A 16,883-nucleotide genomic window follows, 5' to 3' on the forward strand; every position below is an offset into this window, starting at 1 on the left:
CTTGATTTTTAATCTTGCTTGAATATGATATCCTGTTCCGTATTCCCTTCCTCATAAATCTTATCAATTTTGTAAAGACCGGGGTCCAGCTCATTTACTAAATTTGGACTGTTTATCCCGAGTGAATCCTTTGGGGTCACTGTAACATTGGCATTAAATATATCATCATTAAATCTTGTTAAACTACCCCCTATTGGCCTACGGTTTGGGTTGTCATAACATCTGCGGGGTTGTGGCCAAAAAACAGGATTATTCTCAATTTTAATACCTATTGCGGAATGGTTTGGGTGGTAGATGGTGCTAAAATCACTTTCATATTTGCTTACCTGTTTGATTATATTTTGTGTATAGGTAAACGAAATATCTTCATAAGGGGCAGGCTCGGGACAGTCGCAATCACATTCAAAAAACCGATAGTCAAAGCCAGGCTGAAACAAGGGTTTGTATAATGGGTCGTTTGGATTGTTTGGGTCAAAATATTCCCCGGCATAAGGCTCGTAAAGTGAAGCCACATTGGTAAGAGCCGCATTATAATATCCGGTTGCTATTTTTTCGTGAACGTGGATGGCCTGCCCTATGGTTAAGTACTGCGCTGAACATCCACCATAGGCATCACCCATCATATTGATGACATCCTCATGTGTTATTGTGTATTCAAATCCTAACTCATCCGTTTCAGTACCAAAATATTCACAATTGGAATCAATATAGGGAGTACAGCCACAACTGGAGTCATAAAAACCGCTATTTGCATTGGTATCCACTATTTCATCCCCCGCTGTGGTTGCATTAAAATATAGGTTGTTGCGGTCCCGGGTGGTATGCTCGTTTAAAGAGTGGGTATGTTTTAAATTTAGGTTATGAGAAATTTCGTGTACTGCATTATTACCTGCCAATCCGCCTGGACCAGAATTTGTAGCACACACGAAACCTGGCCTATATGCTAAACCGCCCGCAAAACCCATCCATCCAACAGCATATACATTTAAGGCATTTACATCTTTATAACCATTGGCAGCAGCCCAATTGACCATTGAGTGAAATTGGGATATGGTCTCTAAAACATAATACCCTGTCGGATCATTTGTGATTACAGGACTGTTAAATTCCTCAAAACCACGAAACTTAAAGAAAATACCAAACGGGTTATAGAGAATATTAAGATTGGCTATTGCTTGTAGGGAATCATGGAATCTATTATAAAAATCGGTATCGCCATTGGGATAATTGACACCCCAAAATTTTACGTTAAAGACAACAGGTTCGTAATTTGCTAGGGATGCAATGTCTGTGGAATAACTGTATATTCCTGCAGGGTCGGTTCCATTTTCGATAACGACACATTCTTGGTTATCTATCTGTGCGTTCATAAAAAATACATTTAACATAAATGTACAAAAAAGTAATTTGAAAAATAGTTTGGTTGGTTTCATAAAAACAGTATTTAGTTTAACAATAATTGAGAAAATTAGGTTTCTAAATAACTGGGGAGGAATCTAAAAATAAATAAAAATTATCTATAATCGGTGATTATCGTTTTTTTATCGATAAACAACCAATATTTAATTTAATTATCTTAGTAAATACATAATATATTTATTCTAAATTGCATAGAGAAGTTAACAAATGGATGATGTCAATAGAAATATCCCAACTCCAGTGCTTTTAAAAAAAACGAGTATATAAATGTTAGTATGAATCGGAAGCCATTTGTACAATTACCAACAACGGCTAAAGATCCTTTCAGATTTCCGCTTGGCGTCCTTAGGCGTATATTTTAACCATTACATCAATCAAACTTATTCTTGCCCGTTTAAATTTACTTTGGGGCGTAAAAGCGTTTTACTAAGATAAATATGTAAGTACTGTAGAAACCGTGGACGATGTAAATATAATTGCTATTGAAAAAGGCTATGTGCACAAAGGCGACTATTTAATAAACCTTCCGGCTATGCCTATTGTAGATAAGGGAATGGTAAATACCTTAAGGATTTCACAGGTGAAGTAGAAAGTATTATTCTGTAATTATTTTCTGAACAAACTCATCTGCGTGTTGCGTTAAGCATTGACGGCAGCAAATAGTCTGGGAATTACCTTTGTGATTTACCAATTCCTCAGTACGTTTTCGAGGAAGAAATTTTTGTAAGTGTTGGACGCTTAATGTTGAAGAGATTTCAAATGAAAAGTCAGACATTAGAAGCTGAATTAGTTTCGGATAGACTGCTGTTGAATTACAGCCTTTTGCGTTTGTTAAAATGAGTATATACGAAAAGACATGTCGCACAAGTGTGCAACTATTCTTTTAATTCAAATAAGTCAAGCTTAGATCCACCCATTACGGAAAACCGTAAGAGTGGGTTTTTATATTGGGGAGAATACCAAATATAACTATTTTGATGGTATCAAAAGTTGTGAAGGGCATTACAAATGCAACCACAAATAGACACGCTTTACAAAAGCGCGTTAGTGGGATTCCTGAGCGCTATTATTTAGCAATAGGAAAAATAGAAATATGTGTGTGATTTTCATATTACTTTACTTTAGCAGTTACATTATGGTTTTTTTGAGGCATAAATATTGTTTATAGTTTCTATAAAAATCTCTAAGCAACCCATATATTAATTTAATGTGGAGACCTCCCCTAACTTCAAGGTCCAAACCTCTTTGGTGGTGCTGCCAAACGTCTTTTGCTCCGGGTGGAAGTATATTTTTTGCTGAAGACTTTTGGTTGTTTTTTGAGTGCCTGTTTTTATTTCAAGCGTATAGGTATTTACCCAATAATCCTCAAAAGTAACGGGGGACGATTGCATGCCAACCACGATAAAGGTGGTTTTGCTGTGCTTTTCCATGGCATCCAGCAATTGTTGTAAAGTTATTTTATCTGGGTTTTCAGAGGTTGGGTCTGGGATATTTATGTTGGTATCCTTGAACAGTGTATAAATGTTTTCCCGTATTTGGGTTTTGAGGTTATTCGATAATTCTGGGGTGGTAAGCAGGCCCAGATAATTGTAAAAATCATAAATTTTGGTCTGTGAACTCTCCTGATATGCCGCGATGGAAGGTGCAGGGAATTCCATGGCAATGGCACCCCGCACACCGGAATCTTGTGAAAACAGTATTCCCGATGTCCCTATGCATATCGTTAAAAAGAGCTTTTGCCACATATTATTCCTGTTGTATCCTTATAAACCGCACCTGGTTATTGGTGCCGGTTTGTAAATCGGTTATTTTCATTTTTCTGACTGAGGCGGTTGGCAGGATGAGTTTTTGTGCAAACTCCGTTTTGTTTAAATACTCCGCACCCAGATTATTTCCCAAAATCACTATCACTTCCAGATCAGGGGACAATATTTTATCCAACTTTTGTTTCCGTGTCTCCCAGTCTTTGGTGTCTGATAGCATAAATGCTTTCAGGATCATGGTATAATCTTCGGGCCCGAGAAAGGGTTCTGTTATTCCATTCCTTTCTCCTTGCTTTTTAAGAATCCCGTTCTCTTTTTCTTTCGCTTTAAACGGAACATTCGTGCTGTTTTGAGTTTCCCTATCCGGTTCCTTTTCATTCAATTTAGATTCTTTGGTTTCCAAAATCGGTTTTTCAATGGCTTCCGAGGGTTCTGTTTTAGTATCCACAACCCTACTATTCTGTATAATTCCGTAAGCGATTATACCCACTAACACTATCCCTGCAACAACCCAAACCCAAAGCAAGGAACGCCCTTTTACTGTACCATTAAAGTCTTCCTGCTTTTGGAACGTAAACTCATCCCACCCGGTGTAGCCCACAAATCGGGAAAGGATATCGAGCATATCTTTTCTGGGGAGTTTCTCATTGGTTTCGGGTTTTAAATGGGTATATATCCACTTTTCACTGATGGTTTGCCGCGTTTTATTCTCTATGGCATCTATTAGGTTTTGGATGTCGCGCGAACCAAAGCTTTTCCAGTCCCCTTGATAAAATGGATAGCAGTCGCGGTATGCTACAAGCACCTTTTCCTTCAACCGGTAAAACAATTCCAGATCTCGCATTAAATTAAGTTCAAAAGTAAAAAGTAACTCATAAAAAACCACAGTAAAACCACTGTAAATGTATAGATAAATGTTTACAGCACATAGAAAGTGGTTGTGCTGTTTCTTTGAATTTCATGTGCTGTACTCTTGTAGTCTAATTTAAAAAACACAAAATCATGAAAACCAAAATCACAGCAATATGTATTCTTTTAGCGCAAATGGGATTTGCGCAAATTTCAGGAAACCAAATTTACGGAAACACAAACAACCAGTATCAAAACGTCGATTTGCATTTGTCTAATAACCCTAAAAAAGTGCTTTTGACTAATGAAAGTATGCAGTTTAATGTCAATCTGCTTAAAAATGTTAAGGCCACTTCTTTTGTCATAACACTGGGTTTAAACGAGGAAGGGAGCACGGTTAAAATATGTAATTCAAAAATAAATCAACGAATATCCAGTTTTAAAAATGCTATTAAATCCCTTGGAATACATGAACAGGATATGTATGTGGATTTTATAACCCAAACTAAAGTATATGGTTATGTGACGGAGAAAAACCAAAACCAAACCAAAATCAATCAGGTGGAAGGTGGTTTTGAAATCAAGAAAAACATCATTTTAAAAGTGGATGATATTTTAGTTTTTGACCGTTTGGTTGAAATTGCTTCAGAATATGACATCCACAATATTATTAAAGTAACGTATCATTCCTCCGAAATAGACGCCATATATAATGAACTACTTGAAAACGCAATGAAAATAGTAGCGAACCGTAAAAAACTCATTCCCCATAAAAACAGTGACTGGGAGACAGACCCGATACTTAATATTGAATTTGCTAATATACAACCTGCAGCACAATACAAGAAATTTCAGGCATTTGAAACATCGGATATTTCTTATTTAAACAATTATTATAGGTCTAATGAAGTTGTTTTAAAAGAAGAACTTCGCAAATCAAACAGCTTCTATTACAACAGCCTGCCAACCGATAATTTTGATAAAATAACCAACGCAGACACTCCTGTTGTGGGTTTACAATTTGTGATGCAGGTTTCTGTAACTTATAAAAAGAAAGCACAAGAAGATCCAAAGAAAGAAATTTATATTATCACCCCAAATGGGGAACTTAAATTAGTCGATTTAAAAAAGGTAGTTTAAGAATCCTAAAGGAATGTCACTTTCCGAAAAACCAATGCTGTAATTTCATAAATTAAAGTGAAATACAATCATTACGGAAAACCGAAACACCCAGCAAATTGAGTTGGGAATATGACAAAATTAGCTTTAAGCTATAATCTAAAAATCCAATAGTCTAATTGTCAATTGTTCATTTTAAAAACCCACCAATTACGGAAAACCATAAGAGTGGGCTTTTAAAATGATTCATCTCGCTCGAGGCTACGGTGACCAAAGGGAGAATACCAAATTTAATGATTTTTGATGAAGGCACAGAAAGGCATTAGAAATGCGAAAATAAATAGATACGCTTTATCCTTGGGCTCCGCTCAGTGCAGGTAAACGCCAAACGAAGGTTTTTATCCCCAATTACTCCCCTCCTACTTTTCCGTACAGAAAAAACGTTATCTATGGGATATAGTAGGCTTATAGTAGCCTTATACTAGCCTTATATACGGGTGAACCTAGGCTTTGACCCGTCCTAAAATAACTATACAGGTTAAAGAATAAATCCTGATATAGTTATACAAATGTAACTGATAATCCTAAAAGAACTATACAACTGTTTTTTCATAGTTAAAATACTTATTATAGTTCTTCCATCTTTTATACAAGTTTCCTGATTGAAGATGATCTTGGCTCCCTATCTCGCTAATGGCAAAAGAAAGTCAATTCCGAGATAGTTTGATGCTAATTTTAAGGAAGCTAATTATACCCGCTTAAGGAATCCATAAATGAATTTTTCTAAGCATGTAATACTATTAATTATAACGAGGGCAATGGCCATATAATCATAGTAAATTGGCCCAATCACTTTTCTAACATGTCGAATATATAATAATAGAAACTATAGCGAGGGACAATGATATTCCCATGATTAGCAGCATAGCATATTTAATAAAACTTGAAACTAGCAGATCGGGGCTAGTAGCATTTTGTTGGGGCATAATTAGCAACTATTTTATTTTTGTAGGCTAATGATTGAATGACTTGGGAGTGTAAATTTAAAATGAAAAATAAAAACATTTTAACGCAATCAAAAAATTTAGTAACGTAATACAGGAAAATGTATGTTCTCAATTTTCTATTGAGGATGTTGAAATGAATATAATTGATCAAGGCACCGGTTACGCCTATAATCTCAGGTTGACAACGAACCTATTCTAAGCCCACAGGCCGAGGATTAACACCCCTACCCATCAAGACTAACAATACATAATAACTCTAAAAGTCCAAATACTTCTTGCAAATATGGGTTATGATAAGTGATAGGCACTATTAAACTATTTAAGTAATCTTAGTCTATGGATAGGCAAAACATATTCTCGTGAGATGAAACTATGTAGAGGCCACGGGCGAGGACGCTTTCGCAAGCTAAGGGGTATTTAGGTAACAATTAATCACAAGGTCAATCGTTTAAAGACTGGTATCTGTTCAATAAAAGTTCAATATAATTGCGCTGCATATTCTTACTTAAAAAAGATATTTTGGTTAAGACAATAGCATCTTCTTTCAAATCAACAAAACGTTTGTAAACTCCATTTATTTGTTTTTTGGTTAAACCTAAATCCACTCCAAATTCCGTGAGGATTTTTTTAGTTATTTTTTTCTTTTTACCCGCAATTGTCAATGCCAGTTCATCTGTATCTTGTGGATTTACTATCGCTACATTCAGTAAATCGTAAGCAGGTGACAAAGCCCATCCATATGACGTTTTCAGCATCGAAAAATTCTTTAGATGCATATCGTTATTTCCTGTCAAATAGCTAAAAACAGTTAATTCAAAAAAACGAAGGATATCTAGAAAGGTATTATCAGCATATTTATGAATTGCACTACCTATTCGCTCCATGGAACCCCGATATTTATCAAATGCTTCTACTACTTGAAACATATCAATCATATGTATTTTTGAACCATCCTCATTTCTATCTACACGTTTTGTAATATAGGATAACTCACCAGAAGCTAATCTTATAAGGGAATGCGGTACAACATGAATATTAAATAATTGAGCTATTTTCATTGTTAAATGTTCATTGGCTGGTATTTCAGGGTAATCTTCTGATGGCGGTTTGAAAATGTAATTTCCACCTAAAGCCCCCACTACCGTTAGTCGATGATCCTTTTTGTTCTCCGTATTAAATGACATAGAAAGTTTAGGCTGAACTCCTGGAACAGAAATACTGCGTTCAACAACTTGCTGCGCCAATACTGATATTTCATCGAGAGTATATTCCATTTTCGGAGCTTTTTCAACTCCAAAAAAAGAGAGACTGCATGCTATGTGAAAATCATTTCCTGAAGCAACTTCGTTATAACAGTATAAACACTTACTCATCTTTCACATTTATTGGTTCCACACTAACAGCTCCTATACAATTTTGACAACATGCCAATAATAGTCCCATTCTATCATTGGTATTTATTTTCCAGTTTTTTGATGCTATGTTTAATAACCATCCTTCCGGAATCAATCCTTCAAAAAACGGAAATAACCGTTTATCCTTATACGCTTCGTTTCTAACTGGCATAGTGAATGTTATAAATTGATCCGGAAAATCTATTATATAATTTTCATGATATTTAAATGTGAATTCTCCATGATCAGTTTCCGTCAGCAGTCCACAATAAATGTTGTTATATAATATCTTAGCTTGTCTCATTTTCTTTTATATCTTTAAAACTAACGGGCATAAGTTTATGTCCAAACATCTTTAAAACTTGATTTACTTTCTCAAGGTTCAAATTCGTTTTGTTTTGTTCGATTTTTCGGATCACCGTTAAAGCTACTCCTGCCCTATCGGCAAACTCTTCTTGAGTAAGATTGGCCTCTTTTCGCCTATTCTTTACAAAATTTGCTAATTCTTCCATTATATGTAATTAAATATAAATTTAAACAAAAATATCAAATTATATGTAATTACATACAATAGAATGGAAATAAAATGTATTATATGCTATTCCATATAAAAGATTATTGCCAAAATTGTTTTTATAGTATAAACAGCTACATAAAATAAGTGTGTTTTTTAGAGCCATAAAAATTGAAAATCACGGGCGAGAAGCTTGCACCATCCAGGGTCGTTGGTGTTTTCACAAATATAAAGCAAACGCAAACCCACCCATTACGGAAAACCGCAAGAGTGGGTTTTTTAATTGGGGAGAATATCAAATATAATTATATTTTCAATTTTAAAATACGTGTAGGGCATTACAAATGCAACGATAAAGAGACATGCTTTTAAAAAGCGAGCCAGTGGGGTATTATGAATCTAAAGAGTATAAAAAACCTATAAGGGCATCTATTTTAAGCACTTTTATGTAATACAAAGCCCTAAACTTCTCGTACACCTAAATTTGCCCCGCTGATGGTTTGCATTTTACTTGAGATTAATATCTACCAGTTATTAATAATAATAATAGGCCTATACCAAACTTATACTATGCTTTGAGTAGGCTATTATACGGGTGAACCTAGGGTAAACGGGCAAGAAAGATAATGCTTGACCCGTCCAACTCAGTTTTAAAAAAAATTATGAAAGTAGCTTTATACTAGCCTTTGCCTAGCTTAAACGTAGGGAAAATGTAGCATTATCGTAGCACTCGCCCCCCTTGAACCATACATTATGACCCGTCCTAAAATAACTATACAGGTTAAAGAATAAATCCTGATATAGTTATACAAATGTAACTGATAATCCTAAAAGAACTATACATCTGTTTAGTCTTTATGGCCGAAACATCTCTGCCAGCAGAGGGATGTATAGCTATTTTAGGTCAAGACACGCAACCGCTTGAGCCATATATTAATTGGCACCTGAATCTACCATTAAGTAAAGTATATTGAAGTAGCTTGATTTAAATTTTATTGTACTTTTGCAGGAATTTTCAATGAAAATACTTGCGTTTTGGTATAAAAATTGTTATCATTATAAAATCAAATGAAATTAATATGAGTAAGCTGAAAGAATTAGCAGGACATCTTCGACGTGGTAATGTATATCGTAGAGCTGACCTTGAACAATGGTCAAATGCTGTGGATCGTCATATTGGTGAACTTATGGAAGATGGAACTCTTCAAAAGCTTGCACCTGGTTTATACTATTATCCGAAAGTGTCTGTTTTTGGATTTATCCCTCCAGACGAAGAGAAATTGGTGCGCTGTTTTCTTAAGGATGATGAGTTTCTGCTTACTTCTCCCAATGCATATAATGTTCTTGGAGTAGGGACCACACAACTTTATAATAAAAGGGTTGTTTATAACCACAAGCGACACGGCGAGTTTGAGTTAGGCGGTAGACATTTTTTCTTTCATTTAAAACCCCGTTTTCCTAAAAAATTGACCACTGAATTTTTATTAGTGGATTTAGTAAACAATCTTGATGGACTGGCCGAGGATCCTAAAGAAATATTGTTAAAAGTGAAGGACAAAGCAAAAACAATGGATTTAAAAAAACTTAAACAAAATGTAAAAACATACGGTGGTGCAACGGCAAAAAAAGTATTCATGCCGTTGTTTAATTCCATAGAAAAACGGGAATATGCCTCTTAATTACTTACATCAGCGATCTGATTTTGTTGATTTATTGCGAATTTTAGAACAAGAAAAAGGTATTCAAATTCAATTGATCGAAAAAGATTACTGGATTATGCATGTTCTAAATGGACTTAAAAAACAAGGTCTGGAATTTGAGCTTAAAGGGGGCACTTCCCTATCTAAAGGGTATAAAATTATAGATCGGTTCTCAGAGGACATAGACATACATATCAAACCGCCTGCTTCTTTAAGAGTTGATGAAAATCCAAAGAAAATTAAAACGAAAAGTGTTTTATCCCGAAAGGAATATTATGATTGGCTTGCCCACCATATCCAAATTGATGGCATTGTGTCTATTGAAAGAGACACTGCTTTTGATGATGAGAACTACTACCGGAGTGGAGGTATTAGACTACAATATAATAGTAAAATAAGTAATATAGAGGGTGTGAAAGAAGGTATTATACTTGAAGCAGGATTTGATACTGTAACACCACATACAAAAATTACAATAAGTTCTTGGGCTTATGATAAGGCGGTACAGAATCCTGAAATAACTATTATTAACAATCGAGCCATTGAAGTAAATTGCTATCATCCTGGATATACCTTGGTTGAAAAACTGCAGACAATAGCAACAAAATATAGACAAGAGCAAGAAGACGCAGAATCCCGCCCCAATTTGATGCGTCAATATTATGATGTGTACAGCTTATTGGCAAATGATGAAGTAAAGGCTTTTATTGGAACGGAAGATTATAAAGTACACAAAAGGGCGCGCTTTCCCAAGATAGATTTTGAAATTCCAATTTTTGAAAATGAAGCATTTTTATTAACCAATCAAGAGACAAGAGAATCCTTTAAAATAAGATATAATGGGACTGCCTCCCTATACTATAGCGGCCAACATGAATTTGAAAAATTGTTGGAGCGAATCCATACATACATAACAACTTTGTAGCACATGGAAGCTAATTCTTTAATACCATAATATACTCTTGGATAGTGCCAAGATTATCACCACTCTACATCAGAAGAATTACCAACTTCAATATCTGTAACTTTACAATTGAACTTCTGGGCACTCTTTTCCAGGTCGGAAATTAGCTAATGACCAAGCTAAACCTAATGATAATAGTATACCACAAGATATAACAATACAAATATCCCAACTTAGTGACCAAGCTAATGACCAAGCTCTTGCTGTAGTTAATGCTGAGTTTCACGATAAAGTCATTGCTATACTCAAAGCATTACAACAGCCTATTAAAAGGGCGGAGTTAATGCATAAGCTAGGACTATCAAACCACAGTACCAATAGGTCAAATTTTTTAGACCCGCTATTAAAACGAGGATGGACAACAATGACTATTCCCAACACCCCTACTCACAAAGACCAACAATACATACTAACCCTGAAAGGCCAAATACTTCTTGCGATTATTGGCTATGATAAGTAGTAGGAACTTTTATGCTATTTATGCGACCCTAGGTTTGGCTAGGCTATAATACAACCTTCTATCGGATGAGAAAGCGCAGAAGACATCGGCGAGACGCCCGTGCCAGCAAGGGAATCTTTATTTTTTCAATTCTGCCTTTCCTACCACAGAAAACCCTTTTGTCTTATTAAAATTCATGTTATGAACGAAATTCATCATACTATCAGAAGGGTCTATAGTTTCCAAATTAAGACTTTCAATTGTTTCTGGCGGAAATATAACTGATAGAATCGGCTGCTCTTCTAAATGCCCTGTTTGGGTGTTAACGAGTTTCGCAACTGCATTAATTCTAGCATAATCAATTGGTAAATATGCAAAAACTTCTCTAGCAATTCGCATCGAAGCACTACAAATATGGTCTTGATATAATTCGTTAAATCTTGTTTTTGGCATACCCTTTTTCGAGAGCTTTCCAGTGGTTGTTTGTTTTAATTCATAATCTGGTATTACATCCAAGCTATTTACATGCAAATCAATGTCGATATAGCTTTCCTCAAAATTAAAACTAATCTCTGTCCCCAACTCTCCAATATCTGAAAATGGATCAAAATAATGAAGCGCTTTTTTATAAAATTCAATTTTCCGGTCTTTTATCCCCGCACTAATTTCTTGAAGCTCTTCCCAATTATTTAATTCCTCAATATATTCCTTAAAATTTACATCATACTCTTTCGTATCTTTTGCTTTAGCCTGCTCTAAAAGAGCTTTTAATCTATTTATCTTCTTTTGGGTTGAACCAAATAATTTGTCAAGGAAAGAAGGTCTAAAATTGTCTAATTTATTTTTAGCAATTGTTTCATTTTTTGCTTGAAGAGTTGGCTCAAAAGGTTTTTTTGTACTTTCAATTTGTTTCCAATCCACAGGTTCAGTGCAATTTTTGTGTAAAGACTGAATTGTTTCAACATAATTTTCCCAATCAGAAACAGCTTGTTGTGCATTATTAATTTCTTCTAGTCTTTGCTGCTCCTTAAACCTTTTGGCAGCTTCACGAGCCTTTCGTTGTTGCTCTCTTTCCATTCTACGGACAGATGCACCGTACGAGCGGATTGCTCCATTCAATGTAGCCATAATCTTGGTTTTAAATTATTTCCTAAGTTCTTAGGATTTTAAGTGTAATAAAGGTAAAACAAACGTGAACTTACCGATTTCGGAAAACCGGAAAGCGGTAGATTATAATCGGGGAGAATATCAAATATAATAATTTTGTGGGTATCAAAAGTCAATGAAGGGCATTACAAATGCGACAGTAAATAGACACGCTTTCCACAAGCGCACCAGTGGGATAATCTATTTTAAATTTTAAATACTTTCCCGAGGGAATGTAGATGTTTCTATCATTAAGTTTTGGCAAAATCAACCGATATTTGCCAAAGTTTAATAGTAGATTCTTATTATTTATTGAAAAAAAAGTAATTGGATATAGGAAATTAGTGATCATTAAAAACTCGCCGCTGCTTGCTTACTTTTAACTTTCCGTCAATAACTTCCAAAGAGGCGGTACATTTTAACAAAGCAAAATATCAATTATAATTATTTTGTCGGTTTCAAAAGTTAATGAAGGATATTACAAATGCAACGATAAAGAGACACGCCTTACAAAAGCGCGCCAGTAGGGAAGATTATAGTTGACCAATGAACAAGGTCTGCACTTGTCAAACTTTTCTTTTGAAAAATAGATTTAGGACTATTTAAAGGTGCCCTATTTGAGAGTGTTTAATTAAATCAAAAATATTAACCTATTGCTTCAATAATTTCAAGTTTCAATTGCTCACTAAACTCATTTTCATTAATTATAGAAAAAATAATTTTGTGAAGTAAATCCTTTTCAATTTTATTATCTGCTATTTGGACTGTTATATTTTCCATATCAATAATAAATTTATCAATACAATAATCCAGTCCATTAATTTTCAAAAAATACGCACCTAATGCTATACTACTTCTTTTATTGCCATCACTAAAAGCGTGATTTTTATTTACTGAAAAAACTAAGTGTGAAATTTTATCTTCAAATTCGGGATAGTATAGATCGTTTTGTATATGCTCTAGAATACTTTCTAATAATCCAATAGAATTAATACCATGGGCACCCCCAGATTCTTCAATAATAAAGTCGTGTTCTTTAATTGCATATGCAACGTTAAAATAGTTGAAGCCCATTTTCACCTATTTTTTAGTCGCTTAAAAACATCAATATTATCCTTCAATCTTTCCTCTAATGAAATACTATGCTTGCCCAAGAATTTATCAAACTCTGTTTCATTTAGATGCGTAACATAATTGTTAAGTTTTTCGTGTAATGCATCTCTAAAGGCCATGTCCCTACTAGCCATTAATGTTCGTGCCTTTTCCAGAAGCGGTTTTAAAATGGACTGACCTTTTAATTCGAATTCACCAAATAGAAGTGTGGCTTGCGGAATAGTTAATTTATGCCCTATCTCTTCAGACTTCGTTTTTAAATCGTCCGCAAATCCATTTTCATAAGCAGCTATAAGATCTAACACCTCAGAATACATAGTCTCTCTTGGAGAGTCGGTGGCTTTCAATTTTAATATTTGTTTATATTCTTTCGCATTTTCATTAAAAATACTCTTATAAACAGCATCAGTAAATTGAGCATATTTCCATTTATTATCTACTATACATTCATCTAATGCTTTTGTGAAATTTTCTCTATAATTAAACTCTCTAATTGCACTTGGTAGAAACTCTTCCTCTCTCTGATTAATATATTTAGTTACACCACCTATCTTTGCATTAATTGTATCTATTACCAAATCCAATATTAGAGACCTCAGTTGCTTAGCTCTATTACTCTCAGTTAAAAGCATTCCTATATTGAGAAATGTTCTAAAGTCAAATACTCCTAACTTAGGAGCTCTAGAAATGTCTCCGACATCAATGTCGGTAACATCCCCATTAATAGGTTTTCTTTCATCTGAATTAACGACTATCCTTGAATATACTTCTTTAAATACTTTAAGTCTTTTACCTGTCAATACTTCATAACCATTGGCAAGAAGCTCCTCTTCGTGTTGCTCAATATATCTTTCAATAGTTCTAACATCTATTTCATAAAAGTCAGCAATTTGTTTCTTGGTATATTTAATGGTAGCTTCAAATGGAATTCCAGGAAAAGCAACTTCTTTCTCAATCTCTAATAGCGCATAACTATTATTCAGAATGTTTCTTCTATGTAGATCTGAAGTTGTAAGATTTTTATCCATGAATAATTTATTGATTAAGTAACTAACTGTATACTATTCTCCATCAAAGATACGTATTCTTAAAAATAAATTTGTCAGCCTATATTTTGAATAAGATTAAAAAAGATTGCCACAAACTTTATTAATTACTAAATATAAAATAAAACTCATCCATTACGGAAAACAGTAACAGCGCACATTTTAACAAAGCAAAATATCAATTATAATTACTTTGTCGGTTTCCAAAGTCATTGAAGGGCATTACAAATGCACCCATAAATAGACACGCTTTCCAAAAGCGCGCCTGAGGTGTATTTCAGGACAAGACATTAAAAAAATTGTGAAAGTAGTCTTATACTAGCCTTTGCATAGCTTAAACGTAGGGAAAATGTAGCATTAAGGTAGCACTCGACCCCCTTGAACCATACATTAGCACCACCTGAACATAGCATTAGGTCAAGTTGAGTATAGCATTAGCGCACTATGACGGTAGCCCTAACAGCCAATTTTGGCGCTTAAACTATTTTAGAACGAGCCATTGTAGTGGTCACGTGACGCTCGAGCCAGAATGGGGGCTTCAGATGCATTATAACTTTTGATAGGTTAAGCTGTTACCAAACTAGCTTTTATAAATTTTACATTATTTCTCAAGGGGCAATTGTATTTTTTCTAAAAGCAATAAACCTTGGATAAATTCTTTTTTATTCTCAAATGCTTTAAAGGAATTTTCCAATTCAAGTGGGATTATCTTTTTGATGTAAATGTATTTTTTCAGTCCATGAATGAAAAAGTTTATTCTTAATACACTCTCTATGTTTTCACTATAGTGCAGGAAAAGCTCATTAACTTTCTCAAGGAATACTTCATTTGATTTGTTTTCGACCAATATTTGTTTCCATTTAGAAAAATCATCATGGATTTTAAAATCTGAAAACTCAAATTCAAACTGCATTTGTAATTCTGAAAATGCTTTTTCCAATTCACTAACTGATTCTTGTATAATGTATTCTATTTGACAATTTTGTTTTAGAAATGTTTCGTGAAAATCTAATAGTTCTATTTTCTTTTCTATCAATTGATTTTTATGAAGATTACTTAATAAATTAAAATAATTTACGAAGTCTTCTACTTTTACAAAGTTCATTGGATTTTGCATTTTGATTATTCTAGAAACCTTAACAAAAGGATTTTCTAGTTCGACGAAAACTGTCAAAATATGATCTAAATCGATTAATAAATCAAATGCTTTTAGCTTAAAATCTTCACCAAATCCGGTATGTGAAAATTTGTTGCGCTGTACTGGAACAACATATTCATAATAATCAAAGTATGAATTACTTAATCCATAATCTGGTCTAACTGCTTTGACTTTTTCAGAGAGCGAATTCGAAATATTTTTGTCAGGGTTAGCAGTCATAACCATTTCTGCAAATAATCCTTCAACCTGTGGTAGCGCAAGAGCATAAAACGTCAGCCACTTCTTACTTTTAAATGATCGTTTTAATTCTTTAAAAATTGCCTTTCTATCTTTACTTAAGGGAATATATTCTAAATTAAAGTTAATATTTTGAAATATTTGATCAGGTGTTTTTCGTTTGAATAGTAATTTGTAGAATTTCTCCTTATTTTTCGAGTATAAGCTAAAATATGAAGGCAAATCTCTTACGCTCAAATCATTTATCCTATGGGAAACACAATCTATATTTCGATAGTCGAAACTTCTTGGAAACCAAGTTTTAGCTGTTTCGTATGGATAATCCTTAAAATGCTCAAACCAATCATTCATTCCGAACATATTGAAAAAATGAGATTTCGATTTATTAATTGCTCTTTCGTATACACCGTTTAAATAATAGTCTAAAATTAGTTGCCTTTCTTGAAGACATCGAGTATAAAAATCAATAATAGTCTTAGTTCTATGGTCTCGTTTATTGTTTTTTTGATTTTGGAAATTTATTACCACTTTATGCTCTTCGTAGTCTTTTACCAAATCATTTATGTAGATTAAATCTCTTTTAACATTAGGTTTGATTTGAAAAAGTTGTGTACTTGGAACCTTATCATAGCCTAAAATCCATAATTGAAATAGCTCAATTGGATCATCATCTTTATTTTTTATTAGAATTTCACCTTTATCCGTTAGTTTAGAAACCGTAACGTTATTATCGAGTAATCCTCTTTCAGTTAAAAGTTTACATATCTCCCTATTGATTGAGCCCATTTCATTTTTTACTGTTTTGTTATATGGTCTCAATCTTTTTAATGACTCAAAAAGTAGTTGAGTCATTGAGGTAATTTCAAATATATTTGGGCGTAATGAATTTTGTAAATCTCTTTGAATCTTACTCATTCCATCAAGATTATTTTCATATTCATCAAATGAAAGAACTTTTCGTCGTTTTGATTTCTCTCTGATTTTTAAAATTCTCGCCATATTAATTACAGTTGA

The 16,883-nt window shown here is 33.9% G+C and carries 14 protein-coding genes and 1 pseudogene; 5 read left to right on the plus strand and 10 right to left on the minus strand.

Going from position 1 to position 16,883, the window contains the following annotated elements; all coding sequences use genetic code 11:
• Positions 1 to 8: 8 nt before the first annotated feature.
• Complete coding sequence (locus AC3RVF_RS07005) at positions 9 to 1,370, minus strand: zinc metalloprotease (RefSeq protein WP_489689653.1); 1,362 nt, start codon at positions 1,368 to 1,370, stop codon at positions 9 to 11.
• Positions 1,371 to 1,696: 326 nt separating this feature from the next.
• Between AC3RVF_RS07005 and AC3RVF_RS07010 the strand changes: the two are divergent.
• A pseudogene (locus AC3RVF_RS07010) lies at positions 1,697 to 2,008 on the plus strand (pyruvate kinase alpha/beta domain-containing protein); the annotation flags it as partial.
• Positions 2,009 to 2,618: 610 nt separating this feature from the next.
• Here AC3RVF_RS07010 and AC3RVF_RS07015 read toward each other — a convergent pair.
• Entirely contained in the window at positions 2,619 to 3,164 is a 546-nt protein-coding gene (locus tag AC3RVF_RS07015) for a hypothetical protein (RefSeq protein ID WP_489689652.1), read from the minus strand.
• A 1-nt stretch (position 3,165) separates the two neighbouring features.
• Positions 3,166 to 4,026 (minus strand): hypothetical protein, encoded by an 861-nt coding sequence (locus AC3RVF_RS07020; RefSeq protein WP_489689651.1) that lies wholly within the window; start codon positions 4,024 to 4,026, stop codon positions 3,166 to 3,168.
• A gap of 158 nt (positions 4,027 to 4,184) precedes the next feature.
• Between AC3RVF_RS07020 and AC3RVF_RS07025 the strand changes: the two genes are divergently transcribed.
• Positions 4,185 to 5,171: an SIMPL domain-containing protein gene (locus AC3RVF_RS07025; protein WP_489689650.1), complete on the plus strand. Its 987-nt coding sequence runs from the start codon at positions 4,185 to 4,187 to the stop codon at positions 5,169 to 5,171.
• A gap of 1,426 nt (positions 5,172 to 6,597) precedes the next feature.
• Here AC3RVF_RS07025 and AC3RVF_RS07030 read toward each other — a convergent pair.
• From AC3RVF_RS07030 to AC3RVF_RS07040, 3 genes are all read right to left on the minus strand, one after another.
• Positions 6,598 to 7,431, minus strand: a complete 834-nt coding sequence (locus AC3RVF_RS07030) for a HipA domain-containing protein (protein ID WP_489689649.1) — start codon at positions 7,429 to 7,431, stop codon at positions 6,598 to 6,600.
• Positions 7,432 to 7,522: 91 nt separating this feature from the next.
• Complete coding sequence (locus AC3RVF_RS07035) at positions 7,523 to 7,855, minus strand: HipA N-terminal domain-containing protein (protein ID WP_489689648.1); 333 nt, start codon at positions 7,853 to 7,855, stop codon at positions 7,523 to 7,525.
• Positions 7,842 to 8,063, minus strand: a complete 222-nt coding sequence (locus AC3RVF_RS07040) for a helix-turn-helix transcriptional regulator (protein ID WP_489689647.1) — start codon at positions 8,061 to 8,063, stop codon at positions 7,842 to 7,844. Before AC3RVF_RS07040 ends, AC3RVF_RS07035 begins: the two co-directional genes overlap by 14 nt.
• 1,081 nt (positions 8,064 to 9,144) lie before the next feature.
• On the opposite strand from AC3RVF_RS07040, the gene AC3RVF_RS07045 reads away from it, so the two are divergent.
• From AC3RVF_RS07045 to AC3RVF_RS07055, 3 genes are all read left to right on the plus strand, one after another.
• On the plus strand, positions 9,145 to 9,744 hold the full coding sequence (locus tag AC3RVF_RS07045) for a DUF6088 family protein (RefSeq protein ID WP_489693080.1): 600 nt from the start codon (positions 9,145 to 9,147) through the stop codon (positions 9,742 to 9,744).
• Entirely contained in the window at positions 9,734 to 10,690 is a 957-nt protein-coding gene (locus AC3RVF_RS07050; RefSeq protein ID WP_489693081.1) for a nucleotidyl transferase AbiEii/AbiGii toxin family protein, read from the plus strand. The genes AC3RVF_RS07045 and AC3RVF_RS07050 overlap by 11 nt, the downstream gene beginning before the upstream one ends.
• Before the next feature lie 274 nt (positions 10,691 to 10,964).
• A complete protein-coding gene (locus AC3RVF_RS07055) occupies positions 10,965 to 11,189 on the plus strand; it encodes a Fic family protein (protein WP_489693175.1) in 225 nt (74 codons plus the stop codon).
• A gap of 117 nt (positions 11,190 to 11,306) precedes the next feature.
• Here AC3RVF_RS07055 and AC3RVF_RS07060 read toward each other — a convergent pair whose 3' ends face one another.
• The 4 genes from AC3RVF_RS07060 to AC3RVF_RS07075 form a co-directional block, all read right to left on the minus strand.
• On the minus strand, positions 11,307 to 12,296 hold the full coding sequence (locus tag AC3RVF_RS07060; RefSeq protein ID WP_489689644.1) for a hypothetical protein: 990 nt from the start codon (positions 12,294 to 12,296) through the stop codon (positions 11,307 to 11,309).
• Between the two features lie 663 nt (positions 12,297 to 12,959).
• Entirely contained in the window at positions 12,960 to 13,388 is a 429-nt protein-coding gene (locus tag AC3RVF_RS07065; RefSeq protein WP_489689643.1) for a type II toxin-antitoxin system death-on-curing family toxin, read from the minus strand.
• Between the two features lie 2 nt (positions 13,389 to 13,390).
• A complete protein-coding gene (locus AC3RVF_RS07070; protein WP_489689642.1) occupies positions 13,391 to 14,455 on the minus strand; it encodes a DNA-binding protein in 1,065 nt (354 codons plus the stop codon).
• A gap of 619 nt (positions 14,456 to 15,074) precedes the next feature.
• A complete protein-coding gene (locus AC3RVF_RS07075; protein ID WP_489689641.1) occupies positions 15,075 to 16,868 on the minus strand; it encodes a hypothetical protein in 1,794 nt (597 codons plus the stop codon).
• Positions 16,869 to 16,883 lie beyond the last annotated feature (15 nt).

It is taken from the genome of Aequorivita sp. IT1183 (assembly GCF_058068265.1).